Source organism: Embleya sp. NPDC059237 (assembly GCF_042754105.1).
In the GTDB taxonomy this organism is placed as follows: Bacteria; Actinomycetota; Actinomycetes; order Streptomycetales; family Streptomycetaceae; genus Embleya.
This window is the reverse complement of sequence record NZ_JBHZAE010000001.1, coordinates 1,624,612-1,648,952: the sequence shown is the minus strand read 5'-3', so window position 1 is coordinate 1,648,952 and position 24,341 is coordinate 1,624,612. Positions and strand designations below refer to the sequence as shown.

The following is a 24,341-nucleotide window of genomic DNA, read 5'->3' as shown; positions in this document are numbered from 1 at the left end:
GTGCCTCACGTCCAGCCCAGACCGCGGCGTGCGGCCACGGCCCGGTAGGTGTCGATCGAGACGCGGGCCACGCGTCGTTGGTCGAATTCGGCCAGCGCGCGGCTCCGGGCCGCGGCACCGAGTGCGGCGCGCAGGTCCGGTTCGCTGATCAGGCGGTCCATCGCGGCGGCCAGGGAGCGGGACTCTCCGGCCGGCGCGAGCAACAGGTGTTCGCCGTGGGTGCCGATTTCGCGGCAGCCTCGGATGTCGCTGAGCACCATGGGCAGCGCGCACGCGGCGGCCTCCATGGCGGATCGTGAGAAGCCCTCGCGGTGCGAGGGCAGGACGAAGACGTCGAGCGCGTTGTAGACGGCGGGCATGTCGGCGCGCGCTCCGACGAATTCGACGGGCGAGTCGTGCGCGGCCCGGGCGATCGCGTCGGGCTTGTCCGGGTCTTCGGGTCCGATCCAGACGAATCGGGCCTTGCCCGCGAGCAGTCCGGCTGCTTCCACGTATTCGAGGATGCCCTTCTCCGCGACCTGCCGCCCGACTCCGCCGACGAGGAGTTCGTCTTCGGCCACCCCGAGTTCGGCGCGGATCGTCGCGCGGGCGGCGGGATCGGGGCGAAAGCGGGTGAGGTCGGTGCCGTTGCCGACCACGCGCGAGCGCCATCCGGGCACGGCCCGGCGCAGCGTGGCGTGGTCGGTGGCGTTTTGGTACAGCTCGGCGTGTGAGGCGCGGGCGGCCAGGCTCTCGGTGCCGAGGACGAACGCACGCCGGGCCCACGGGTCGCCGGGGCGGATCCACAGGCCGTGGCAGGTGTTGACCACGACGGGCACGCCGGCGGCGCGGCCGAGCAGGCGGCCGAGCACGCCGGTCTTGGGGTTGTGCGTGTGCAGCACGTCCAGGCGCAACCGGCGCAGTGTGCGTACGAGTTCACCGGCCGCGGCGGCGTCGCGGCGCGGATTCCAGGCGCGGGTGAGCGAGTTCAGCGGGACGTGGGTGACGCCCAGCGCCTCGATCCCGGGCACGTAGGGGCCGGCCGCGCTGATCCCGAAGGTCTCGAAGCCGGCGGTGACGTCCTCTTCCAGTTCGGTGCGAAGCAGCAGCGCCAGGCTCATGTCGACGGTGGTCAGGTGGGCGATCCGCAGCGGGCGCCCGCCCGGGCCGCGTGGCTCACGCATGCGCACCGGCCTTCTTGCCGAGGCCGACCACGGCCGCGTAGGCGCGTTCCTGGCCGAGCCGGCCGCCGAGCTTGGCCCGGAAGAACGCGGGCGGATCGGTGCGCCGGACCGGGACCCGGCGCAGCCGGATCGGGTCGCAGCCGGGCCGGTTGCGGCCGAGCACGCCGGTGGCGGCGCTGCGGAACCGGCAGCGCAGCGCGTGTTCCATGTCCGGGACGGCGACGCCCCACGTGTAGGCGAAGTGCGCGGGGCGGCGGCCGAGTCGGCGTTCGATGTCGTCGGAGGCGTCGTCGAGTTCGGTCGCGGTGAGCGCTTCGGGACGGGCGTGGCTGCGGGTGTGGTTGCCGATGGTGGCCAGTCCCGAGTCGGCCAGTTCGGCCACCTGGTCCCAGGTCAGCGCGGCGGATCCGCCGCTGGTGCCGGTGGAGCCCTCCCAGCGCATCTCGGCGTCGATGCAGCCGGTGGCCAGGTAGAGGGTGAACGGCAGTTTGCGCTCCCGCAGTTCGGGCCAGGCGTTGGCGTATACGTCGGCGAAGCCGTCGTCGAAGGTGAGCACGATCGACGGGGTGGGGTCGCCGGCCGCGAGGCGGTCCACGGCGGTGTCCAGGGAGACCACGTGCCGGGCGGGCAGCAGGTCGAGCTGGGCACGGAACGCGTCGGTGGGCAGGTCCAGTTCGTCCCGGGTGCCGCCGCCGACGCGGTGGTAGATGAGCAGGGTGGCGCCGGGCGCGGGATCGCGGGCGAGGGCGGTGGCGGCCAGGCCGCGCTTGAGCGTGGTGCGCACGCGGTCGCCGCTGATGGCGGTCATCGGGTGGTGCCCTTCGGGGTGAGGCGGGTCGGGCCGGTGCGGGCGACCGGCCACGGAACCGGTTCCGGTTCTCGGCGCAGGGGGGTTCCGGGGGCGCCGGCGGGGTCGGGCAGGTACAGGCGCAGCGTCTCGCCGAGGGCGGTGGCCACGCTGCGTGCGGCCTCGTGCAGTTGCCGGTCGCGCGGCAGGGTGCGGTCGGCGCCGAGGGCGGCGACGGTGTGCACGGTCCGGTCCGGGGCCAGGTGTACGAGGGTGTGCGGTTCCTCGCCGACCAGCCACCAGGTCTCGCCGCGGGAGCGGCCGGCGTCGACCGCGTCGGTGCCCCGGTAGCCGCAGGCGAGCGCGATCGCGCGGTTGTCGGCGAGGCCGGCCTCGTGTACCGGGTCCGGTTTGTCGCCGCCCTCGTGCGGATTGATCGCGGGTGGGATCACCGTCTCGGCGACCAGGGTCGGCTCGACCGGGGCGATCTTGGCTCGGCGCACCCGCAGGTGTTGCTCGACCGACATCCGGGTGGCCCGGGCGAAGCCGCGGGCGGGCAGGGTGACGGCGAGCAGGCGTCGGTCGCGGACGGCCTCGACGTCCCACAGGGCGGGGCGTTCGGGGGCGAGGCGCAACTTCTGCGGGGTGCGGGTGGGCATCAGGTCGACCAGGCGCGGCTCGGTTCCGGCGGGCCAGGGTTCGGCCAGGACGAGTTCCTGGGCCTGCCACTGCACCACGGTGCCGATGCCCAGGGCGGCGAATCGTTCGTCGTAGGCGGTGGAGTGCCAGGTGGCCACGTCGCCGAGGCGGAACCACAGGTGCATCGCGGCGGGCACGCCGTCCACGCGCAGGATGTACAGCCGGGCCCAGTCGTGGCGCGCGGCGCGGGCGATCAGGTCGCGCCGCGCGTCGGCGGCGGCGGGTTGGAGCGGACCCTTCCAGCTGCGGGCGAACAGGTCGGTGTAGACGGCGAAGCCGGCGTCGAAGTCGTCTTCGCGGGTGCCGGGGCCGCCGATCCGGTCGACGGTCAGGTCCCACTGTGCGCGGACGCGGGTGGCGAAGCGGTGCGCGTACCGGTCGAAGCTGCGGAAGCGGGCCCGGTGGCCGGCCCAGCCGCCCTCGACGCCGGCGAGCATGTCGCAGGCCTTCTCCCGGGCGTCGACCGTGTAGCCGCAGGCGCGCAGCCCGGCGATCAGGCGGTGCGTCTCGGGGTCCCGGCTGGGCATGCGGTGCAGGCGCAGTTCGCGTACGCCGGTGCGGGCGAGGGCGTCGGCGATCGAGTCGGCGCCGTGCGGCTCGTCGGGGTGTACCACCACGTGGCTGCGGGGGCGGCGGTGTGCGGAGAAGACGCCCCAGCGGTCGGGGCCGATCCGCTCCAGCGGGAGCAGCGCGCGCGGTTGGTCGGCGTCGTCGAGCACGGAGACCACGCGGATGTCGTCCAGCGGGTCGTGGTGGCCGTGCAGGGTGGAGGCGAACCAGGCGTGCGTGTCGAACGGGTCGGCGTGTACGCCCCGCGCGGCGACCAGGCGGTCCCAGGAGCCGGCGAAGGCGCCGTCGATCTCCAGGGGGTGCATCGGGCGGGCCCGCATCAGGCCCCCTCGGCCCGGCTGAGCGCGCCGTGCGCTCCGGGTGTTCCGGGGGCCTCGCGTACTCCGGGTGCTTCGTGCGCTCCGGATGTTCCATGCGCTGCGGGTGCCTCGGCGGCCCCGTGTTCGTCGTGTTCCCGGCCGCCGGCGTCGGTTTCGGCGAGCGGGGCGGCGGCCGCGTGGTCGGTGGCATCGGGGTCGGCAACGGCGTGCGCGAGCGCGGCGTGGTCGGCGGCACCGGGATCGGGCCCGGTCCAGGTGCGCGGCCAGCGCAGGCGAGGGTCGCGCACGGGTACCTCGTCCAGGTAGCGGACGGGCGACGCGAGCAGGTCGGCGAGCATCAGCGCGATCGCCTCCAGGGTGTATGCCGGGTCGTAGCGCACGACCTCGCGCAGGGTGGGTACCGGCTCACCGGTGTCGACCCGGGCCACCGCGAGGGGGCCCGCGCCGATCCGGTACCAGCGGTCGTCCGGTCCCCAGTCGGCCCGCATCTCCTGCGGGCCCCGGCGCGCGCAGGCCACGGTGAGCAGGCGCAAGGTGGGCTGATCCAAAGTCAGTTCGGGGCTGGGTCGGGCCGGTACCTCGGTCGCCGGTCGCGCCTCCAGCCGGCGGGCGGTGCCGGCGTGGCCGGGCGGGACGGCACCGACCCGGGCGCGCAGCCGGCCCATTCGGGCGCGGGTGGCGATCGGTACGGCACGCTGCACCTCGCGGGCCCCGCGCAGCAGCGGCAACACCCGGCGCGGCACCCGGGCCGCGCACACGTCGAGCAACGCGGGTCGTTCGCTGCTGATCCGGTCCTTCAGCGGGCTCGCCCCCGGCAGCAGGTCGATCAGTGTCAACCCGCCCTCGGCGAAAGCGAGTTCCTGGGCGCGCCAGTGCACCACGTTGCCCGGCGACAGCAGCGCGGCGGCCGGGTCGTAAGCGACGGTGTGCCAGTGCATCACCGGGCCGATCCGCACGCCGAGGCAGGACGCGATGGCGCGGTCCTCGGCGTAGAGCACGTACAGCCGGGCCAGGCCACGCTCGTCGAGCGCGCGGGTGAGCAACCGGCGTCGTTCCGGCGCGGCGCCGAGTCGCCCCTTCCAGCTCAGGTCGAACAGCTCTTCGTGGTCTGCCAGTCCGCCCGCGAGCGGTGGGCCGCCTGGGGCGCCGTACGCGACGACCCGCAACGCCCACAGCCGGCCGGCGCGGCGCGTGGCCTGTCCCACGGCGCTGTCGAAGCCGCGATGGCGGGCCCGGTAGCCGGACCAGCCGTCGGGGGTGGACTCGATCATGTCGGTCATCCGCTCGCGCACGTCCACCGCGTAGCCGGCCTCGCGCAGCGCGCCGAGCAGCGCGTGCGTGGCCGGGTCACGGCTGGGCATGCGGTGCAGCGTCAACTCGCGGATGCCGAGCCGGCGCAGTTCGCCCGCGAGCGCGCCCAGCACGTCGGGGCGAGGTTCGGGGGTGCCGATGACGACACGTGTGCGTTCGCGCTGGCCGCGACCGAGTTCGTGGGCGCGACCGGTCGAGTCGAGTTCGAGGGGCAGCAGGGCCAGCGGGCGATCTGCGACGAACACGCCGGGTATGCGCACGTGTTCGGCACGTTGCGGTCGGGTCGCCAACCACGACGACGCCCATGCGGGGGTGTCGAAGACGTCTGCCTGAACCCCCCTCCCGACCACCAATTCGTCCCACGCGCGAGCGAGATCGCCATCGATCTCCTCTGCGCGCAGGGTCGATGCACGATTCATCGCCCGGCCCCCACCTCGCGGTCCCGATGTGAGCAGCATCGGAACGTTTGTGCCCGACCGGCGCCGCCGCCCCCACACGGTCGGGGCTCGGGTCGCCCGCCGACCAGATTAGGCCGGATGGGTCACGCGTGAAGGGTGTTTCGCGATCCGTCCACGAGTCGGGGGTGATGTTCCGCGATATCCGACGTTGACGACCTTGCCATGACCTGGCGGGAGTTCGGGCGGATGTGCGGTGTCGGCCGGGCGGACGTTCGGTGTCCGGCTGACGGGAGGTGACCCCGCTGTTACGGTTCCGGCAGCGGGAGCCGAGAGGCTGGGGAACCGCGGGACCGGGGAGGCGCGGGTGGGCGGTTCGAGGGTGGGGACGTTGCGGTCGTCGGTGGGGTCGTCGGTGCGATCCTCGCTGCGGGGCGGTGGTGACGCGCTGTTGCGGCGGTCGCCGGCGCAGGTGTGGTTCGCCCGCCGGTCCCGACTGCGGCTGGCCGTGCTCGGGTATCACGGGATCTCCGATCCGGCCGTGTTCGCCGGTCAGTTGGACCGGCTCAAGCGGATCGCTCGGCCGGTGTCGCTGGACGAGGTGGAGGCGGCGCTGCGCGATCGACGCCCGCTGCCCGCCCGGGCGGTGTTGTTGACCTTCGACGACGGCGAGCGCAGCATCCTGGAGCACGGCCTGCCGCTGCTGCGCGAGCGCGGCATCCCGGGAGTGGCCTACGTGGTGGCTTCGGCGATCGACTCGCGCACGCCGTTCTGGTGGCACGAGGCGCACCGGTTGGTCGCCGCCGGAGCGCGGGTCGCGGGCGAGCCGGAGCGGTCACCGAGCGGGTGGGTCGCGTATCTCAAGACCGTGCCGCAGGAGCGCCGACTGCGCCTGCTTGCCGCGCTGCGCGAGGGGCACGAGCCGGTGCCGGCCGAGCAGTTGACCGGCGCGGACCTGCGCACCCTGGAGTCGGGTGGGATCCGGGTGGAGAACCACTCGCTCACCCATCCGCTGCTCGACCGCTGCTCCGACGCGGATGTGCGGGCCGAAGTGGTGGACGCGCACGAGCGGTTGACCAAGCTCTTGGGCCGGGCGCCGAGTTCGTTCGCGTATCCGAACGGGAACTGGGACGTGCGCGCCGAGCGGTTGCTCGACGAACTGGGCTACCGTTCGGGCTTCCTGTTCGACCACCGGCTCGGGCCCCGGCTGCCCGACCACCCGTTGCGGATCTCCCGCCTGCGGGTCGGCTCGAACACCCGCCCGGATCGGTTCGCCACCATCGTCTCCGGGCTGCATCCGGCCGTGCACGCGTTGCGCGGCGGGCGGTGAGGGGTCGGGTCCGGTTCGGCGTCGGTTTCGAGGTCCGGGGGGATCGTCGTGCTTGCTCTGCCCACGTTGTTGCGCTCGCCCGGGGAGTTGGCGGCGCTGGTGCCGTCCTGGCGCGCGCTGGTCGCCGCGACGCCCGGGACGTCGTACTTCGCCACGCCCGACTGGGTGCTGGGCTGGACCGAGTCGCTGGGCCGGGAGCAGGCCGGGCGGGTGCTGGTCGCGGTGTGGCGCGGGGACGACGGCGCCGCCGAGGCGGTCGTACCGCTGCTGCGCACCCGTGAGCGGCTGCACCCCCGACTGCCCGGCGGGGTGCCGGTCTGGACCGTGCTCGGCAGTGGGATCGGCGCCGCGGACCACTGCGGGTTCGCCGTCGCGCCGCACCGGCACGAGGACGTACGGGCCTGGCTGGCCACACTCGCCCGGCGGCGCAGCATGCTCTTCCCGCACCTGGATCCGGGCACGGGCGATCCGTATCTACCGCCCGGCGCACGGGAGATCGAGCGCACGGCCTGCCCGGTGATGCCCGCCGACCCGGACGCCCTGGGCTCGGCTCGGCACCGCCAGGGGGTGCGGCGCAAGGCGCGTCGGCTCGCGGCCGACGGGGTCGTCTTCACCTGGGCGGGGCCCGGCGAGCTGACGCCGGAGGTGTTCGACGACCTGCTGCGGCTGCATCGGCTGCGCCGGGACACGATGGGCGCGTCCAGCGCGTTCGACGCCTCTCGGCGTCCGCTGCACGCGGCGCTGGCGGCGCGGGCCGAACCCGGGCGCGGGCCGTGCGCGTTGGTGGCGCGGGATCCGGCGAGCGCGGTGGTGGGCGTGCTGTACGGGTTCCTGTGGCTGGACACGTTCGCGTACTACCAGTTGGGTTGGGATCCGGCCTACGCGAAGGCGAGCCTGGGCACGGTGTTGTTCCACGAGACGTTGACCGCGTTGGCCGAGCGCAAGGTGGCCACGTTCGACTTCCTGCGCGGCGCCGAGGAGTTCAAGCATCGGTTCGGCGCGACCGATCGATACGACACGACATGGTTGGTGGCCCGCGGTCCGGCCGGCGCGCTCCTCGGCGCGAAGGCCGCGGCCCGCCGGGCCCGGGATCGCCGGTGGCGACCGGCGCGGGGGGAATCGTGAAGGCGCGGATCAGGCTCGTCCACGTGGTGTGGCGGTTGAGTGTCGGCGGCGGCATCCCGCAAGTGAGCCGCCAGGTGCTGGCCGGGCTCGACCCGGAGCGCTTCGACTGCCATGCGATCAGCGCCCGACCCGCCTGGGAGGAGGACGAACTCGGCGAACTCGGGCCGAATGTGACGGTGCATTCGCTCGACCACACCGGGCCCGCCGGCCCCCGGGACGAGGTGCGGTTGGGGCTGCGGATCGCGGCGAAGGTCCGGGAGTTGCGCCCGGACGTGCTGCACGCGCACAGCGGCACGGCCCGCCTCTCGCTGCCCGCCGCGCTGGCGTGCCCCCGGCTGCCCCGGGTGATGGAGGTGCACGAGCCGTTGAAGGACGGCCTGCACTCGCGGTTGACCAACGGCATCGAGGTCGCCATGGTCAAGGCGGCCGGGTTCCGGCCGTTCGCCCACTCGACCCACGTGCGCGACGCGACGGCGGCGATCGTGCGATGGCGGCCCGAGCGTATCCCGCTGGTCCCGCTCGGGGTGCCGGTCCACGAGCCGGATCCGGCCGCCGGGGCCGCGCTGCGCGCGGAGTTGGGCATCGCGTCCGAGGCGCTCGTGGTGGTCGGGGTGGGCCGGGCCGCGCAGAAGAACATCCCGCTGATGGTGCGGGTCGGCGCCGATGTGGTGCGCAAGCTCGGCGACTCCGGGCCGCCGGTGGTGTTCCTGATCATCGGCCGCCAGGAACCGGAGATCCCGGCGCTGATCGAGCGGTTGGGGGTGGGCAAGCACGTGCGGGTGGTGCCACCGCTGCCGCGGCTGGGCGACGCGTTCGACGCGGCCGACCTGTTCCTGTCCACGTCCCACTACGAGGGCTTCGGCCTCGCGGTCGCCGAGGCGATGGTCGCGGGCGTCCCGGTGGTGGGCACGGCGGTGGGCGGGGTCACCGACGTCGTCGCCGACGGTGTCACCGGGCGCCTGCTGCGCGCGGGCGATCGCGGCGGACTGGTGATGGCGTGCCGTGAGTTGCTCACCGACGCGGAGACCCGGGCCCGGATGGGCGCGGCGAGCCGGGAACGGGTCCTGGCCCGCTTCACCCGGCAACACATGCTCGACGGCTTCGCCCGGGTCTACGAACGCGCCGCGCTGCGCCGGGGTTAGGCCCTGCCCGGCGGATCGGTCCGGGCCCGGCGGCGAGGGGAACGTCGCCGGGCCCGGCTTCACACGATCGGCGGCCAGTCCCAGTGCGGGACTTCGCGCAGCGGGTGCAGTTCGTCGTCGGTCTCGGCGTGCGAGTTCTGCTTGGCCACGTGGGTGCCGAACTCCACGTGCGAGCGCAGCGCCTCCCGAAACGGTTCGTCGGACGGCAGTTCGGCCCTGTCGGCCGCGGCGAGATACAGGTCGACGAAACGTTGGCGCTGTTCCTCGGAGATCTTCAGGCCGCGATGGACCCCGATCAGATGGGTGAAGCCGCCCATGGTCCGGGTGAAGTCGTCCGGTCCGCCGAAGGTTTCGGCGGTGAAGGCGGTCAGATGGTCCACGTGCTCTGGGCGTCCCGCGCCGAACAGGGGCTGCAGGAGCGGGTCGGCCAGCACGTCGCCGTAGAAGATGTCGATGAACCGGCGCAGACCCTCGTGTCCGCCCGCGTGCTCGAAAAGCGTCTCCATACCGCCTCATCCCAGACCGGGACGAAGCGGCTGTCAACGGCCGGCGCCCGGCCGTCACCGAACCGCTATCCGCGCAGTTCCGCCAGAATGTGCGCGGCCACCGTCGGCCACGTCATGCTCGCCCGCAGCTCCTCGCCCCGGACCACGGCGCGTTTGCGGAACGAGGGGTAGTCGGCGGTCAGTTGGCGCAACGCCACGACCAGGGCGTCCTCGTTGCCCGGGGGTACGGTCAGGCCCGCGTCGCCGATGATCCAGGGCTGGTTGCCGACCGTGGTGGCCACGCACGGCAGCCCCCGAATCAGGCCCTCGATCAGGGCGATCCCGAACGCCTCCATGTGCGTGGGGATGACCACCGCGTCGGCGGCGGCGTACGCGGCGCCCATCGCGGTGTGCGGCACGCGGCCCAGCGCGGTCACCCCGACCGGCAACTCCCCCGCCGGACCGCTGCCGACCAGCGTCAGCCGGTGGCGCGGGTCGCGGGCGTGGAGCCGGGCGAAGGCGGCGAGCAGGAGCGGGCCGCCCTTGAGCTCCCACTGGGTGCCCACGAACAGCAGCCGGGGCGGATCCGCGGCGCCCGAACCGGGATCGCCCTCCGGCGCGGGTTCGGCGTTGGTCCCGGAGCCGACCACGTGCACCCGATCGGCGGCCAGGCCGTACTCGCGCACCAGCACGTCGGCCGTGCTGGGCCCCATCACGAACACCCGGTGCGCGCCCAGCAACAACCGCCGCTCCCGGGCCAACCACCCGTCGGAGTACCGGGATCGATGCACACCGCCGACCGCCGCGCCCTCCAGGCCGACCCGGTCGGTGTACACGCCGTAGCGCACGCCCGGTGGCGGGGTCAGCGCGGGCAGCGTCTGCACGATCAGCACCGGCCGCCCCGGGTCGAGCAGTCCGCGCGAGCGCACCCGGCGGTCCAGCGCCGCCGTCCACGCGCCGGTCTTGGTCCACGGCGTTCCGGGACCGGCCCGCCGCGCCTCCTGCACTGCCCGCAGCCGGGCGGCGGCCAGCCCCGGCGCGCGGGCCAGCGGCATCAGGTCGTGCACGGCCACCTCTGTGCGCTCCGCGAGTGCCCGGCACAGCGCGGGCACCGACCCGGAGAAGGCCCCGACGTGCAGCAGGGTCAGCCCCGCCGGCCGGGTCATCGGGCCGAGGCTCCGCGCCCGCCCCGGGTGCGCCGGCGCAGTGCCTGACCGCGCTGCCCGGCCTTGAAGCCGACCAGACGTCCGCCGACGCGCACCGCCTCGCCGACCCGACCGCGGGCGGGCGGGTGTTCGGCGCGGGCCTGTTCGTACCAGTCCACGAGCCGCAGCGCCTGGCTGTCCAGCGCGAAGCGCTCGCGGACCAGGTCGAGCGACCAGGCGCCGATGCGCTCGCGCTCGGCCCGGTCGTCCAACAGCGTGGTCAACTGGTCGACCAATGCGTCCTGTTCGACGGGCACCCGGCCCGCGCCCAGGCCGTAGAAACCGAGGCCGTCGAATTCGCCGATCGTCTCGGGTGTGACCGGTTTGCTGAACCCCTGCTCGCCGACCACCACGGTGGGTTTGCCGAAGGCCATCCCGCGCAGCACCGAACTGCCCATCCCGACCACCACGTCGGCCAATGCGTACGCCGGTCGCGGATCGGCCATCTCGCCCGTCAGCACGATCGCGCGCCGGCCCAGTTCGGCGTTCGCCGCCGCGGCCCTGGCCTGGAGTTCGTTTTCGATCGAGCCGCCACCGACCAGCACCAGCCGCAACCCGGGCAACTTCGGGGAAAGCCGGGCCACCGCGTCGACGGTGCGTTCCAGATGTTCCTGCTTGAGGTGGCGGGCCAGGCGCGAGACCAGCACCACGGTGGGCGCGGGCCCCCGCAACCCGTGTTCCGCGGCGAAGGCGTCCACGTCGACCTCGGCGTCGGCCCCCTCCGTGATCGGGTGATCGATCGCCGTGTCCACCGGCGGTTCGAGAAGGTGCACGCGGGCACCCTCCAGGCCGCGCACCACCCCGGTCTCCTCGTAGAGGTCGCCGTAGCCGAGGGTGAGCGGCACGCCGGTGCGCGGGAAGTACGGCGGCAGGCTGCCCATCGACATGATCGTGCCCAGCACGGGCGTGCCGCGCGGGACGAACGCGCCCAGGAACGCCTCGACCAGCGGCCAGTATTCGTAGGTGTGCACGACGTCGATGCGATGCCGGCGCACCGCCGCCGCGATGGCGCGCGAGACGGCGGGCGAGGGACGTACGTGCGCGCGCTCGGGCAGCGCGAGCAGCGGCAGGCCCGCGGCGGCGACCCTTTGTCGCAGCGGGCCCTGACGGCCCATCACCCACACCTCGTGGCCGAGGTCGCGCACCGCGCGGGCCAGGTCCACCGCGTTGATCGAGCTGCCGCCCAGTTGCATGTCGTGCGGACACACCAGGATGCGCACGCTCGTTCACCCCTCCCAGGTGTGGTCGACGTAGACCGGCGCGGCGAGCACGACCGCGCGCGGCGGGGTGTCGAGTTCGGGACCGGCCACGTCGAACTGTTTGGCCGGATGCCAGGCGGTCAGGGGATGTCCGTCGCCGTCGTAGACGCCGATCCACAGCGCGTAGCGCCCCCGGGGCAACGGCAGTCGGTCCAGGGTGCACTTGACCCGGGTGCCCGACGGGCCGAACCGCACGTCGCGGCGGGTGGTGAAGACCGGGCTCGCGGTGCCCTCGGTGACGCCGATGTGCACGGTGGCCGAGCCGCGGAAGTCGCCGACGAAGTCGGCCTCGACGACCATCGACCGGTTGGTGGTGGGACCGGCGGTGTCCACGCCGCGCACGTCGACGTAAGTGGTGCGGATCGCCTCGTCGGTGCGGGTGCGCGCCTCCGTCTCCTCCTCGACGCTGTCCCGATATCCGCGCAGCGCCTGCCGGATCGGGCCATCGGTGCGGATCTCGCCCTGCTCCAGCCAGATGCCGCGCGTGCAGATCGACTCGACCGACGCCAGGTCGTGCGAGACCAGGACCAGCGTGGTGCCCTGTTCGAGCACCACCCGCATCCGGTCCAGGCATTTTTGCTGGAACAGCGCGTCGCCGACGGCAAGTACCTCGTCGACGAGCAGCACGTCCGGCTCCAGGAACGCGGCGACCGCGAAGCCGAGGCGCATCTGCATTCCGGAGCTGTACCACTTCACCTGCCGGTCGATCGCCGTGCCCAGTTCGGCGAAGTCGACGATGTCGTCGAAGCGTTTGGCCACCTCGGCTCGCTTGAGGCCGAGCAACGAGCCGTACAGGAAGGCGTTCTCACGACCGGTCAGGTCCGGGTGGATGCCCGCGCGCACCTCGATCAGCGCACCGACCCGGCCGCGCACCTGGAGCCGGCCGGCGTAGGGGTACATCACGCCGGTGAGCATCTTGAGCAGCGTCGATTTGCCCGACCCGTTGGAGCCGATCAGGCCGACCGCCTCGCCGGGGTCGATGTGGATGTGGATGTCGCGCAACGCCCAGCGCCAGTCGGCCTGGTCGCGGCCGGACAACTTGCGCGCGATGCGGCCCAGGTTGTCCCGGAGCAGCATGCGTTGGCTGTCCGCGCGAAAGCGTTTCCACAGGTGTTCGGCCTGGATCGTGCCCGGCGCGAGGGTGCCCGGCTTGGCCGGCGCAAGCGCGGTCGACGTGCGGTCAGGCGACATCGGCGATCCCCGCCTCGAGCTTCTTGAAGATCTTGTAGCCGACGACAAGCAGCACGGTCGCCGATGCACCGGCGGCACCGGTGAGTTCCCAGTCGGGTTGTTGTCCGTACAGGATCGAGCGCCGGTAGCCGTCGATCACCGCGGCGAGCGGGTTGCTGATCACGTAGGGCAGCAGCCAGTCCTTGGTGATCTGGTCCATGCCGTAGGCGACCGGGGTGGCGAACATGCCCATCTGCATGAGCAGCGGCAGCACATGTCGGATGTCGCGGAAGTAGACCACCGCCGCGGACAACACGAGCACCACGCCGAGGGTGACCTCGAATTGGATGAGCAGCAGGATCGGCAACGCCCACATGGTCGCGGCGGGCGGCGTGGTGTAGGCCGCGAACAGCACCACCAGCACGCTCGACGCGATCAGCATGTCGACGGTGGCCACGATCACGGTGGCGAACGGGAAGACCTCGCGCGGGCAGTAGACCTTGTTCAGCAGCGGCCCGTTGGACACCAGCGAGGACGAGCCCTGGGTGACCGAGGACATGAAGAACGTCCACGGGAGCAGGCCCAGGTAGCTGAACAGCGGATAGGGCACGTCGTACTTGTGCGCGGTCTCGCTGAGGTTGCCCACCCGCTGGAAGACGATGGTGAACACCAGCATCAGCAGGACGGGCGTGATGATCGCCCAGGCGAAGCCGAGAACGGCTTGTTTGTAGCGGGCCTTGAGGTCGCGCTCGGCCAGGGTGCGCACGAGTTCGCGCGAGTGCCACAACTCCCGGATGCCGCGGAACAGGCTGGTGCGCCGCTTGAAGCGCAGTTCCGGCGGTGGTCCCTTGACCTCGGGATCGGGTGCCTGGGCGGCGGCGATGCGGCCGGTGCCGCTGCCGACGCCGGCCGTGGGCGCTGCGTGTCGTCCGGTGCCGGTGCGACTGTCGATGGTCGGCGTGGTCGCTCCCCCGTGGCCCGCGAGGGGCGCTCCGTTGACGTGTGTTCGGTGATCGGCGGGTTCGTCGACGCTGCCGCCGGGTCGGGCATGCCGGGCCGCGCGGCCGAGATCGCCGATTCTGCTCATGCCGTCGCCGGGCATGCCGACGGCACCCCCCACAGACTCCCCCACGGACTCCCCCTCCCTGGTTCGACAACAACCTTGGCACATGCGATCTCCCCACGAGTCGCATTCGGCTGTACGGGAATCGGGGCTCACGCCCCGTCCCGAGTCCTGCGTTCGACGCCGAGGCGTCGTCCCGATCCTTCCCTCGACGCCGCGGTGTCAGCGCGTGTGTTCGTCGAGCAGCGCGGTCCACGCGTCCACCACGGTCTCCATCGCGTGTCGTTCCAGGCAACGGGCTCTGGCCGCACGCCCCATCGCGTCGCGGTCGGCCAACACCCGGTGGATCGCGGCGACCAGCGGGGCCGGATCCCCGGCGCCGGGGCCCACCTCGGCGAGCGCCCCGGTGACCCCGTCCACCACCACGTCGCGAACGAATCCGACGTCGGTCGCGGCGGCCGGGATCGCGGTCATGCCCGCCTCGACCAGGACTCCCGGCACGCCCTCGCTGGTGCTGGAGAGCACCAGCACGTCGCCGGCGTGGTACACCGGGCCCGGATCGGCGAGGTTGCCGGTGAAGGTGACCCGCCCCGGGGCGCGGCGCGCGGCCAGCGCCTCCAGGGCCGCACGCTCGGGGCCCTCGCCGGCCACGAGCAGGTGGTAGACCGGGAGTTCGGCACCGTCCGGCGCCGCCTCGACACGCTCCGAAGCCCCTTCCACAAGCTGTGCGAATGCCTCGATGGCCAGCGCGACGCGCTTCTCCACGGCCAGCGCGCCGACCACGACGAGCACCGTCGCGCCCGGCGGCAGCCCCAACTCGGCGCGGGCCTTGGACCGATCGGTCGAGTCCGGTGGCGGGAACCGCTCCGGACGCCGCCCGTTGGGGATCGCCCGTACCCGACCGGGCGCCAACCGGTAGGTGTGCAGCAGGATTTCCCGACCCGTCGGCGACACCGAGGCGATCGCCGCCGCCCGGCGCAGCAACAGCCCCACCCGGGCCCGGCGCAGCGCGTCGCGCGCCCAGTGTCGGGGGTCGCCGATGTTCACGTAGACGAACGGCGTCCCGGTGCCCGCGAGGGCGATCCCGCACGCGTCCAGCGTGGTCGAGCCGTGGGCGATCACCACGCCCGCGCCCGCCGCCCGTCGGCGCAGTTCGCGCAGCGTGCTCGGGTGCAGTCGCCCCGGTCCGAGCACGGGGAAGTCCATCTCCCCGGTACCGGCCAGCGCGACGACCGCCGATGACCGCCCTCGATCGCGCAGCGCCGCGTCCAGATCGTGGGCGAACGCCTGTGAACCCCGTCGTCGGGGGTCGGTCACGACGTGCAGGACCCCACGCCGATCGGTCGTTGTCCCCATGGGGTGACAGGTTGTCACGAATCCCGCCCCGCCGGGGGCGTATCGATGACATGCTCGGCGGTGCGGGGTGGGGGCGTCCCGTGACCGACGGCCGCGTCGGGAGAGCGCGGGGGATGGCAGGGGTGAGGCAAGTGCACGTGCTCCAGGTGATCGACAGCGTGGATCGGGTCGGCGGCGCCGAACGCGCGGCGGCGGCAATGGCTCCGGGACTGATCCGGCGCGGCATCACCCTCGATGTCGCGTATCTCCTGGATCTAGACGGGTTTCAACCGGAGTTGGTGGAGGCGGGCGCGTCGCTGTTCGGGGTGCATCGTGGCTCGCGCGCAGGTTCGGTGCGCGGGTTGGCGCGGGTGATCCGCGATCGCCGACCGGACCTGGTGCACACGACCCTGTACGAGGCGGACATCGCCGGGCGAATCGCCGCGCTGGCGACCGGTGTTCCGGTCGTGTCGAGCCTGGTCAACACCTCCTACGGGGCGGAGATGCGTACCCAGCCCGGGATTCGGCCGTGGAAGCTGCGCGCCGCTCAGGGTCTGGACGCGGCCAGCGGGCAGGGGGTGCGCCGGTTCCACGCGTTGACCGAGCATGTGGCCGAAGTGATGTCGCGCCGGTTGCGCGTGCGCCGGTCGCGGATCGAGGTGGTGCCGCGCGGACGCGATCCCGAGGCGCTGGCCGCCGCGCGCGAGCGACGGGCGTACACCCGGGCCGAGTTGAGCCTGGGCGCCGACGTGCCGGTGCTGGTCACCGCGGCCCGGCAGGAATACCAGAAGGGCTTGGACGTGCTGCTCGCGGCGTTCGCGTCGGTGCGCCGCGAGGTGCCGGACGCGGTGCTGTTGCTGGCCGGTCCGCCCGGTGGGCAGACCGCGTCGTTGCGGAAGGCGGCGGCCGGCCTGGCCGGGGATTCCCGGGACGGGGTGGAGCCCGTACGGTTCCTGGGATATCGCGACGACGTGCCCGATCTGATGGGCGCGGCCGATGTGTTCGTACTGCCCTCGCGTTGGGAGGGCCTGGGCAGCGTGCTGATCGAGGCGATGGGGGTGGGGACGCCGATCGTCACCAGCGACCTGCCCCCGGTGCGCGAAATCACCGGGGCGGGCGACTGTGCGGCCCTGGTGCCGCCGGATTCGCCCGAGGCGCTGGCGACGGCGCTGGTCTCGGCCCTGACGGAGCGGGAGAAAACCGCGATGCGCGCGGAAGCGGCGTATCGACGTTTCGGCGAGGAGTACACGATCGACAGCGTTTGCGACCGGATGGTCGCGTTCTATGCCCGGGCACTCGATCCCGGAGCGGGCCGTGACGGGTTGTCAGGTCCGGTGCGGTGACGGCCGCGCGAACACGGCGGGTCGGATCTCGACGGAATCTCCACACTTCCGGCACAGTCGAGGGGTCGTTCGGCACCCCGCGTGCTCTACGTTTGGCCTGCCCCGCGGTCCCATCGCGCGGTGGCACCTCGAACCGGAGGGGGACCGGTGGAAACCTCTAGCTACTTCTCCGTTCTCCAGCGTCGTTGGCCGCTGGTGCTCGCCTGTCTGGCGATCGGACTGCTCGCGGGGCTGATCCTGACCCCATCGGACCCCAAGGGCACGGGCAACCAGTGGACCGCCTCGGTCAACGTGCTGCCCGCGCCGAACTCGGCGAAGGAGTTCAATCTCGCGCCGGTGCAACTGATGACCGACGGCGGCGAGGTGGCCCGCCGGGTGGCGAAGCGGCTGAACAACCCGGATCCGGCGGTGCTCGCGGCCAAGGTCACCTCGCAACTGAACCCGAATCTGGGCCTGGTGACCATCTCCGCGAAGGCGCCCGGCCGCAAGGCCGCCGAGGATCTGGCGAGCGCGTGGGCCCAGGAGACGGTGGCCGCGTTCGCCGACTCGCAGCGCAAGACCCGGCAGGGTCAGGCCGACAGCATGACCGCCCAGTTGGACAAGCTCAAGGCCGACATCGACGCGCTGGACAAGAACACCACCAAACGCGCCACCCTCCAGGCCGAGTTCGACGCGAAGCGGACCCAGTACACCACCCTCGTGGGGCAGCAGCAGGAGTTGGTCAACCCGCTGAACGACCCGAAGATCGAGGTGATGGACGGCCTCAAGAGCACGGCCGACTCCACCACCAGCATCCTGGCGCCGACTTCGCGGCCGTTGCGGATCGCGCTCGCCGCGGCTCTGGGCCTCGCGCTCGGGTTGATCGCCGCGCTCATGGTCGACCGGATGGACGTGCGGCTGCGCGGGCGGATCCAGTTGGAGGACGCGTTCGGCCTCCCGGTGATCGCCGAGGTGCCCAGGGCCCCGCGCCGGCAGCGCGCCGGGCACGCGGTGCTGGTCGCGGGGCGCCCGGACAGCCCGGTCGCGGAGGCGTATCGCACGCTGCGTTCGGCGCTGTTGCTCACCGGCCCGCCCGGGCTCGCCTATCGGCTCGGCGGCGCCGACCCGCGGCAGACCCGGGCCACCGCGATGCCGGTGCGCCGGGTCAGCGATCCGGCGCCGGTGATCCTGGTGGTGTCCTCGAAGCCGGGCGACGGGCGTACCAGCACGGTGGCCAACCTGGCCGCGGCACTGGCCGAGGCGGGCCGCTCGGTGCTGGTCCTGGACTGCGACTTCCGCAACCCGGCCACCCATCTGTACCTGGGCGCCAAGCCGGGCAAGGGCATGTCGGAAGTCCTGCTGGCCGAGCAGGAGATCGACCTCGGCGACGTGGTGCGCGGGACGAACATCCCGAATGTGCGGCTGATCACCGCCGGGGCGCCGGCCGCCTACCCGGCCGCACTGCTGCTGCGCGCCGGCGAGGTGGTCCAGCGCGCCCGGCACCACGCGGACGTGGTGCTGGTGGACAGCGCGCCGCTGATGTACGCGAACGACACCAACGACCTGGTACAACACGCCGACGCGATGCTGGTGGTGGCCCGCAGCGGCAACCTGACGGCCGATCAGGCGTCTCGGGTGGGCGAGCTGTTGACCCGGACCGGGGTACCGATCGCCGGCGTCGCACTGCTGGGCGTGGATCCGACCGGGGCGATGGGCGGCGGCCTGGGGCGCGGGTCGCGGATCGGCTCGGTGGGCCGTACGGGCGCGGCCGGCGGCCTGGTGCTGCGCGGTCGCTCCGGCGGGACGCCGACCGAGCCGGAGGAGGACGCCGAGCGGCCCGCGCCGAGCTGGGCCAAACGCAACCAACTCACCGACGGTGAGCCGGAGTCGAACGAGCACGGTCACGGCTCGCAACGCACCGGGCCGCCCGCCTCGACCGAGGACGGCGCCGCCGGCTTCCGGGTGCAGTCGGCCGCCGAGCGGGCGCTGCACAACGGCGCCGGTGACGGTGCGCGGTTGGGTCCGCACTTCGACACGTGGTCCACCGTCGAACTCGGCTCGGAGGATCGCTGATGGGAGAGCGCGTTCGTGTCCTGTGGCTCGCCAAGGGCCTGGGGCGCGGTGGTGCCGAGCAGTTGCTGGTCAACTGCGCCCGTCACCTGGACGACGAACGCTACGAGGTCGAGGTCGCCTACGTGTTGCCGTGGAAGGACGCGCTGGTGCCGACGCTGCGCGGGCTCGGCATCACGGTGCACTGCCTGGGCGGCGGGCGGCGTTGGCCGCTGCGGCTGCGCACCCTGGTGCGGGCGCGCGGCTACGGGCTGATCCACACGCACATGCCGGTTCCGGCGGTCGCCGCCCGCGTGGTGGCGGCCGGCGTGCCGATCGTGCACACCGAGCACAACATGTGGCCGCGCTATCGGCGGCCCACCCGGCTCGCCAACGCGTGGACGTACCGGCGCAACAGCGGCGTGATCGCGGTCTCGTCGGCGGTGGCCGACAGCATCGTCCCGGGCCGGCTGCGCCCCGGGGTCAGCCCGACGGTGATCCATCACGGCCCGGACCTCGGCGACGCGTTCGCCGGTCCCGGCGCCCGGGAGCGGGCCCGCCGGATGCTGGACCTGGACCAGGACGCCTTCATCGTCGGCACAGTGGCCAACTTCACGCCCAAGAAAGACCAGTTGGGCCTGCTGGACGCGCATGCCCGGGTCCGCGAGCGGCATGTGGGCGCGCTCCTGGTGCTGATCGGCTCGGGGCCGCTGGAGGCGACCCTGCGCGAGCGGGCCAACCGGGTCGACCTCAAGGGGTCGGTGGTCTTCACCGGCTCGCGCGGCGACGTGCCGACGCTGCTGTCCGCCTTCGACGTGTTCGCGCTGAGTTCGCGTCAGGAGGGGCTGCCGGTCTCGTTGATGGAGGCGATGACGGTGGGCCTGCCGTCGGTGGTGACCGCCGTCGGGGGGATGCCCGAGATCGTCACGGACGGGATCGAGGGCGTGGTGGTGCCGCCGGGTGATCCCCGGGCGTTCGGCGACGCGCTGGCGGCGTTCGCCGCGGACCCGGCGCGCCGGCGGGCGTGCGGCGAGGCGGCGCACAAGCGTTCCGCCGAGTTCGACGTCGCGGGCGCCCAGCGGCGGATCGAGGATGTGTACGCGAGAGTGTTGGAGGGGTCGCGGTGAGTGGGCAGGAACGCGGGAATTCGCCTTTCACCGTCCGGGAACTGGGCAAACACGACGAGCCCCGGGTGTTGGACCTGCTGGGCACGGCGCTGTCCGGCGGGCCGACCGGCGAGCGCACCTCGGAGTTCTTCCGCTGGAAGCATCGGGACAACCCGTTCGGCGCCAGCCCGGGCCTGGTCGCGGAGAGCGCCGACGGTCGCGTGGTGGCCGTACGGCTCTTCCTGCGCTGGGAGTTCGTCCTCGGCGGCGAGGTGATCCGGGCGGTGCGCGCGGTGGACACCGCCACCCATCCCGACGTGCAGGGCCGCGGCCTGTTCCGCCGGCTGACCACGGATCTGCTGGAGCGGATCGAGGCGGACACCGCGCTGGTGTTCAACACCCCCAACGGCAACAGCCTGCCCGGTTATCTGAAGATGGGCTGGCAGGAGGTCGGGAAGGTACCGATCTCGCTGCACCCGATCCGGCCGCTCGCCTTCGCGCGCGGGCTCAAGGAGTTGCGGGCCTCGGGTGACCTGACCGGCACTTCGCAGACCTGGAACTCGGTGGATCCGGCGGCCCGTTGCCGCTTCCCCACCGCCCGTCAGTTCTTCTCCGATCCCCGGGCCGCCATCGGCTTCGACGAGCTGGTCGCCGAGGCCGACGCGGGCGACGCGGCGATCGGGCACGACAGGCTGCGCACCGCGCTCACCGGCGACTTCCTGCGCTGGCGCTACGGGGATGCGCCGGGCCTGGACTACCGGATCGTCGCCTCCTACAAGAACGGCGAGTTGACCGGCGTGGTGTTCGGCCGGCCGCGCCTGCGCGGGCCGTTGGTCGAGTTCACGCTGTCCCAGATGGTGGTCCGCCCGGGCGATCGGGACACCGCGCGCACCCTGTTCTCCGGGGTGGCCATGTCCGGGTGCGATCACGTCGCGACGCACCTGGCGCGCGGCTCGGAGGCGGCCCGCGCGGCCCGCTACGCGGGCTACGCCACACCGCCGCGCACCGGCATGCTCCTGGTCGCGCGACCCGTGCACCCGCATCCGATCGACGTCCACGACCTGCGCTCGTGGCAGCTCTCCCTGGGGGACTTGGAGGTGTTCTGACCCCGCGGCCGATGCCGCGCCGGACCGGTCCGAGCCGGTTCCGCGCGCGCCACCGCCGTCCCGCGTCGCGCCGGTTCGCCGTTCCTGCAAGGAGTTCCGTTGTCGTCCCGACTTGCGTGGTTCACCCGGTGGACGGGTCGTTCGCCGCGGCTGCCGTGGGGTTCGCTGCTCGCGCTCGCCGCCGTGGGTGTCTACGTCTCGGTGTTCGCGTGGGCGATGGAGTATCGCCCCTACGACACCTGGGGCGCGCTGATCGTCTTTCCGCTGCTGCTGACCGTCAGCGTGCCGTTGCTGTCCCGGTTCTCCCGCGACGAGCCGCCGTGGGTACGGCGGTTGGTGATCGGCGCACTGGTCGCCAAGCTGCTCGCGTGCTTCGCCCGCTACTGGATGTCCTTCGTGCTCTACGAGGGTCGCGCCGACGCGGCGACCTACGACCTGGTCGGGCGGGCCATCGCGCCGCACTTCCGGGACGGCGACTTCACCGTGGACATCGGCCGCAAGGTGATCGGCACCGGCTTCATCATGATCGTCACCGGGATCGTGTACGCGATCGTCGGCCAGTCCCTGCTCGCGGGCTACCTGGTCTACTCGTGGCTCGGGTTCTGGGGGCTGTACCTGTTCTGGCGCGCGTTCAACGTGGCATACCCGGACGGCGATCGGCGCCGCTACGGCAAGCTGCTGTTCTTCCTGCCGTCCCTGCTGTTCTGGCCGTCGGGGATCGGCAAGGACACGTGGATGATGTTCACGCTGGGGATGGCCGCCTACGGCGTGGCGCTGCTTCTGGTGCGCAAGCGCGGGGCGTTCGTGTTCCTGATCCTGGGCGCGGTGGGCACCACGATGGTGCGACCGCACGTGACGGTGCTGCTCCTGTGCGGGTTGTGCGTGGGGTATCTGCTGCGCAACCGGCCGCAACAGGCCTCCGCGCTGGGCCCGTTGCGCGCGGCCTTCGGCATCGTGGTGCTCGGGGTGGGCTGCGTGCTCGCGCTCCAGCAGGTGGGCACCTTCTTCGGTACGCCAGGCATCGGCGCCGCACAGGCCAACCAGGTAATCGCCAAGACCCAGACGCAGACCGCGCAGGGCGGTTCGGCCCAGGCGGTGGACGACCAGGCGGCGCTGGCGATCTCGCCGGCCGCGTTGCCGCAGTCGTTGGTGACCGTGCTGTTCCGGCCGTTCCCGTTCGAGGCGCACAACATCCAGGCCCTGGTCGCTTCGCTGGAAGGCGTGGTGTTGATGGGCCTGTTCGTGGTGGCGCTGCCCCGGTTGAAACGTATTCCGGGTCTGCTGATCCGAAGACCCTACGTGGCCTTCGTGATCGTCTACACACTGGTGTTCGCGCTGGCGTTCGCGAACATCCGCAACTTCGGCATCCTCACCCGCGAACGGGTCCAGGTGTTCCCGTTCGTGCTGGTGTTGCTCGCGGTGTCGAAACCGGAACGGACCGAGACCGTGAAGGGCGGCGGTTCGGAGCGGAGACGGCGGCGTGTGCCCGTGCGGCAGACGATGCCGGTCGCGGCCGATTCCGAGTCGGTGGGGACAGGTTCGACGGATCCGGGGTATCCCGGGGAATTCAGGGGGGATGGGACATGGCGGTGACCGGCAAGCCGGCGGTGCTCGGCGGAACGGCGCTGTTCGCGGAGGGCCTGCCGCTGACGCGGGTACGGGTGCCCGAGCGGGAGGAGTTGGCGCGGCGCCTGGACACGATTTTGACGGGCGGTCAGCTGACCGACGGGTCCACGGTCCGCGAGTTGGAGGAGGCCGCGGCGGCGCACCTCGAAGTGCCGTATGTGGTGGCGGTGTCCAACTGCACGAGCGGGCTGATGCTCGCGCTCCAGGCGATGGGGGTCAACGGCTCGGTGGCGATGCCGGGCTTCACCTTCTCGGCCACGGCGCATGCGGCGCACTGGGCCGGGGCGGTGCCGGTGTTCGCCGAGGTCGACCCGGACACGCTGACCCTGGACCCGGCCGACGCGGCGAAGTTGCTGGCCGAGTCCGGGGCTTCGGCGCTGATGGCCACGCACGTGTACGGAACCCCGTGTCGGGTCGAGGAGCTGGCCCAGGTCGCCGACGACGCGGGCGTACCGCTCCTCTACGACGCGGCACACGCGCTGGGCAGCCGGCGCGCCGGGACCCCGATCGGCGGCTTCGGCGCGGCGGAGGTCTTCTCGCTCAGCCCGACGAAGGTGGTCGTCGCGGGCGAGGGCGGCCTGATCGCGACCCGCGACGAGGGCCTGGCCCAGGCATGCCGACTGGGGCGCGGGTACGGCAACCCGGGCGACTACGACTGCGTCTTCCCGGGCCTGAACGCCCGGATGTCCGAACTCCACGCGGCGTTGGCCCTGGTCTCCCTGCGGGGCCTGCCGGAGCGGGTACGCACGCGCACCGACCTGGTCGCGACATTCGCGACGGCAATCCGAGACGTCCCGGGTGTGCGGTTGCCGGTACTCGCCGAGGGCGACGTATCGACGTGGAAGGACCTGACGCTGGTGATCGACCCGGAGCCGTTCGGCCTCGACGTCCCCACGCTGGCGCGGGCGCTGAAGGCGGAGGGCATCGACTCCCGCCGCTACTTCCACCCCCCGGTACACCGCCAAAAGGCCTACGCCCACCTGCCGGCGCGGAGTCTGCCGGTAACGGACGACATCGCCGACCGGGTCCTGACACTGCCGCTGTGGTCGCACATGGAAACGGCCACGGTCGACACGGTGGCGGAGGCGGTGATCCGTTTGCACGAGCATGCGGCGGAGGTGCGGGCGGCCGGGTAGGGGGTGGGCGGCGGAGGCGAGGTCGAGAGAGGCGGCCGGGGTCGGGTCGGCGGCATTCGCCGGCCGGCCCGGCCCGCCCTCGGCGCGGGCCGGGCCGGGGGGCCGGGGTCGTATCCGACTCGGCTCCGCCGAATCCACCACCCGGCACCCCGGATCGGGCTCGAACACCGGCTGCGACGCACGCGGGATCACGCGTCGGGCAGAGGGTCTGCCCGATTGGCTCGGCCGCTCCCGGCACCCGTTGCGCTTCTGGTTGCCGGGTAACCGGTGCGGGGTTGGTCCGGCTCGTGCGTGGGCCGCCGCCGGCGTGCGGGGCTTCGAGACTCGGGGCTCCCAACGAGATGGGCATGTTGCTCGGCGAAAACCGGCCGGCAGCGGCGGGGCAGGAGGGCAATCGGGTCGAGTTTGCCGAGGGGGCTTCCCGAGTGGGCTGGGCGTTTCCGGCGGGCGCGGCGTCTTTGGTTGCGGGCCGGCTGGTCCGGGGCCGGTCAGAGCCGGGTGGTCAGCCGCCGCCAGCGTGCGGGGCTCCAAGAGGCGGGGCTCCCGACGAGACGAGTGTGTTGCTCGGCGAGACCCGGCCGGCAGGAGCGGGTGGGTGGGCGGTCGGGTTGGGTCTGCCGGGGGGCTTCCCGGGTCG

At 72.8% G+C, this 24,341-nt stretch carries 19 protein-coding genes; 9 read left to right on the top strand and 10 right to left on the bottom strand.

The window, feature by feature from the left end; genetic code table 11:
- Positions 1–5: 5 nt before the first annotated feature.
- From ACFXKZ_RS07005 to ACFXKZ_RS06990, 4 genes are read right to left on the bottom strand one after another with little or no spacing between them, the layout of a single operon-like run.
- The gene (locus ACFXKZ_RS07005; RefSeq protein WP_379997198.1) at positions 6–1,163 is read right to left on the bottom strand and encodes a glycosyltransferase; all 1,158 of its coding nucleotides are present in this window, start codon (positions 1,161–1,163) and stop codon (positions 6–8) included.
- Positions 1,156–1,971, bottom strand: a complete 816-nt coding sequence (locus ACFXKZ_RS07000; RefSeq protein ID WP_379997196.1) for a polysaccharide deacetylase family protein — start codon at positions 1,969–1,971, stop codon at positions 1,156–1,158. Before ACFXKZ_RS07000 ends, ACFXKZ_RS07005 begins: the two co-directional genes overlap by 8 nt.
- Positions 1,968–3,539, bottom strand: coding sequence for a GNAT family N-acetyltransferase (locus ACFXKZ_RS06995; RefSeq protein ID WP_379997194.1), 1,572 nt, complete (start codon positions 3,537–3,539; stop codon positions 1,968–1,970). Before ACFXKZ_RS06995 ends, ACFXKZ_RS07000 begins: the two co-directional genes overlap by 4 nt.
- Positions 3,539–5,269 carry a GNAT family N-acetyltransferase gene (locus ACFXKZ_RS06990; protein ID WP_379997192.1) on the bottom strand — a complete coding sequence of 577 codons (1,731 nt, stop codon included), beginning with the start codon at positions 5,267–5,269 and terminating at the stop codon, positions 3,539–3,541. The genes ACFXKZ_RS06995 and ACFXKZ_RS06990 overlap by 1 nt, the downstream gene beginning before the upstream one ends.
- Positions 5,270–5,660: 391 nt before the next feature.
- On the opposite strand from ACFXKZ_RS06990, the gene ACFXKZ_RS06985 reads away from it, so the two are divergent.
- Genes ACFXKZ_RS06985 through ACFXKZ_RS06975 form a run of 3 tightly spaced genes read left to right on the top strand, consistent with a single transcriptional unit; the run spans position 5,661 to position 8,842 of the window.
- The gene (locus ACFXKZ_RS06985; RefSeq protein ID WP_379997190.1) at positions 5,661–6,575 is read left to right on the top strand and encodes a polysaccharide deacetylase family protein; all 915 of its coding nucleotides are present in this window, start codon (positions 5,661–5,663) and stop codon (positions 6,573–6,575) included.
- 48 nt (positions 6,576–6,623) lie between these two features.
- Complete coding sequence (locus ACFXKZ_RS06980; RefSeq protein WP_379997188.1) at positions 6,624–7,700, top strand: GNAT family N-acetyltransferase; 1,077 nt, start codon at positions 6,624–6,626, stop codon at positions 7,698–7,700.
- Positions 7,673–8,842, top strand: coding sequence for a glycosyltransferase family 4 protein (locus ACFXKZ_RS06975; protein WP_379997186.1), 1,170 nt, complete (start codon positions 7,673–7,675; stop codon positions 8,840–8,842). Before ACFXKZ_RS06980 ends, ACFXKZ_RS06975 begins: the two co-directional genes overlap by 28 nt.
- 59 nt (positions 8,843–8,901) lie before the next feature.
- On the opposite strand, the gene ACFXKZ_RS06970 is transcribed toward ACFXKZ_RS06975, so the two are convergent.
- The 6 genes from ACFXKZ_RS06970 to ACFXKZ_RS06945 all read right to left on the bottom strand — a co-directional run bounded on the left by ACFXKZ_RS06970 (position 8,902) and on the right by ACFXKZ_RS06945 (position 15,380).
- Entirely contained in the window at positions 8,902–9,348 is a 447-nt protein-coding gene (locus tag ACFXKZ_RS06970; RefSeq protein WP_379997184.1) for a group II truncated hemoglobin, read from the bottom strand.
- A 65-nt stretch (positions 9,349–9,413) separates the two neighbouring features.
- Positions 9,414–10,493, bottom strand: a complete 1,080-nt coding sequence (locus tag ACFXKZ_RS06965) for a glycosyltransferase family 4 protein (RefSeq protein WP_379997182.1) — start codon at positions 10,491–10,493, stop codon at positions 9,414–9,416.
- Positions 10,490–11,752: a glycosyltransferase family 4 protein gene (locus ACFXKZ_RS06960; RefSeq protein ID WP_379997180.1), complete on the bottom strand. Its 1,263-nt coding sequence runs from the start codon at positions 11,750–11,752 to the stop codon at positions 10,490–10,492. Before ACFXKZ_RS06960 ends, ACFXKZ_RS06965 begins: the two co-directional genes overlap by 4 nt.
- 6 nt (positions 11,753–11,758) lie before the next feature.
- A complete protein-coding gene (locus ACFXKZ_RS06955) occupies positions 11,759–12,982 on the bottom strand; it encodes an ABC transporter ATP-binding protein (protein ID WP_379997178.1) in 1,224 nt (407 codons plus the stop codon).
- Positions 12,972–14,093, bottom strand: coding sequence for an ABC transporter permease (locus ACFXKZ_RS06950; RefSeq protein ID WP_379997177.1), 1,122 nt, complete (start codon positions 14,091–14,093; stop codon positions 12,972–12,974). Before ACFXKZ_RS06950 ends, ACFXKZ_RS06955 begins: the two co-directional genes overlap by 11 nt.
- A 153-nt stretch (positions 14,094–14,246) precedes the next feature.
- Positions 14,247–15,380 (bottom strand): glycosyltransferase family 4 protein, encoded by a 1,134-nt coding sequence (locus ACFXKZ_RS06945; RefSeq protein WP_379997175.1) that lies wholly within the window; start codon positions 15,378–15,380, stop codon positions 14,247–14,249.
- 122 nt (positions 15,381–15,502) lie between these two features.
- On the opposite strand from ACFXKZ_RS06945, the gene ACFXKZ_RS06940 reads away from it, so the two are divergent.
- The 6 genes from ACFXKZ_RS06940 (at position 15,503) to ACFXKZ_RS06915 (ending at position 23,704) form a co-directional block, all read left to right on the top strand.
- The gene (locus tag ACFXKZ_RS06940) at positions 15,503–16,702 is read left to right on the top strand and encodes a glycosyltransferase family 4 protein (protein ID WP_379997173.1); all 1,200 of its coding nucleotides are present in this window, start codon (positions 15,503–15,505) and stop codon (positions 16,700–16,702) included.
- 147 nt (positions 16,703–16,849) lie between these two features.
- Complete coding sequence (locus ACFXKZ_RS06935; protein ID WP_379997171.1) at positions 16,850–18,754, top strand: AAA family ATPase; 1,905 nt, start codon at positions 16,850–16,852, stop codon at positions 18,752–18,754.
- Positions 18,754–19,857 (top strand): glycosyltransferase, encoded by a 1,104-nt coding sequence (locus tag ACFXKZ_RS06930; protein ID WP_379997169.1) that lies wholly within the window; start codon positions 18,754–18,756, stop codon positions 19,855–19,857. Before ACFXKZ_RS06935 ends, ACFXKZ_RS06930 begins: the two co-directional genes overlap by 1 nt.
- On the top strand, positions 19,854–20,942 hold the full coding sequence (locus ACFXKZ_RS06925) for a GNAT family N-acetyltransferase (protein ID WP_379997167.1): 1,089 nt from the start codon (positions 19,854–19,856) through the stop codon (positions 20,940–20,942). The genes ACFXKZ_RS06930 and ACFXKZ_RS06925 overlap by 4 nt, the downstream gene beginning before the upstream one ends.
- A 99-nt stretch (positions 20,943–21,041) precedes the next feature.
- The gene (locus ACFXKZ_RS06920; RefSeq protein ID WP_379997165.1) at positions 21,042–22,535 is read left to right on the top strand and encodes a hypothetical protein; all 1,494 of its coding nucleotides are present in this window, start codon (positions 21,042–21,044) and stop codon (positions 22,533–22,535) included.
- Positions 22,526–23,704, top strand: coding sequence for a DegT/DnrJ/EryC1/StrS family aminotransferase (locus ACFXKZ_RS06915; protein WP_379997163.1), 1,179 nt, complete (start codon positions 22,526–22,528; stop codon positions 23,702–23,704). The genes ACFXKZ_RS06920 and ACFXKZ_RS06915 overlap by 10 nt, the downstream gene beginning before the upstream one ends.
- Positions 23,705–24,341 lie beyond the last annotated feature (637 nt).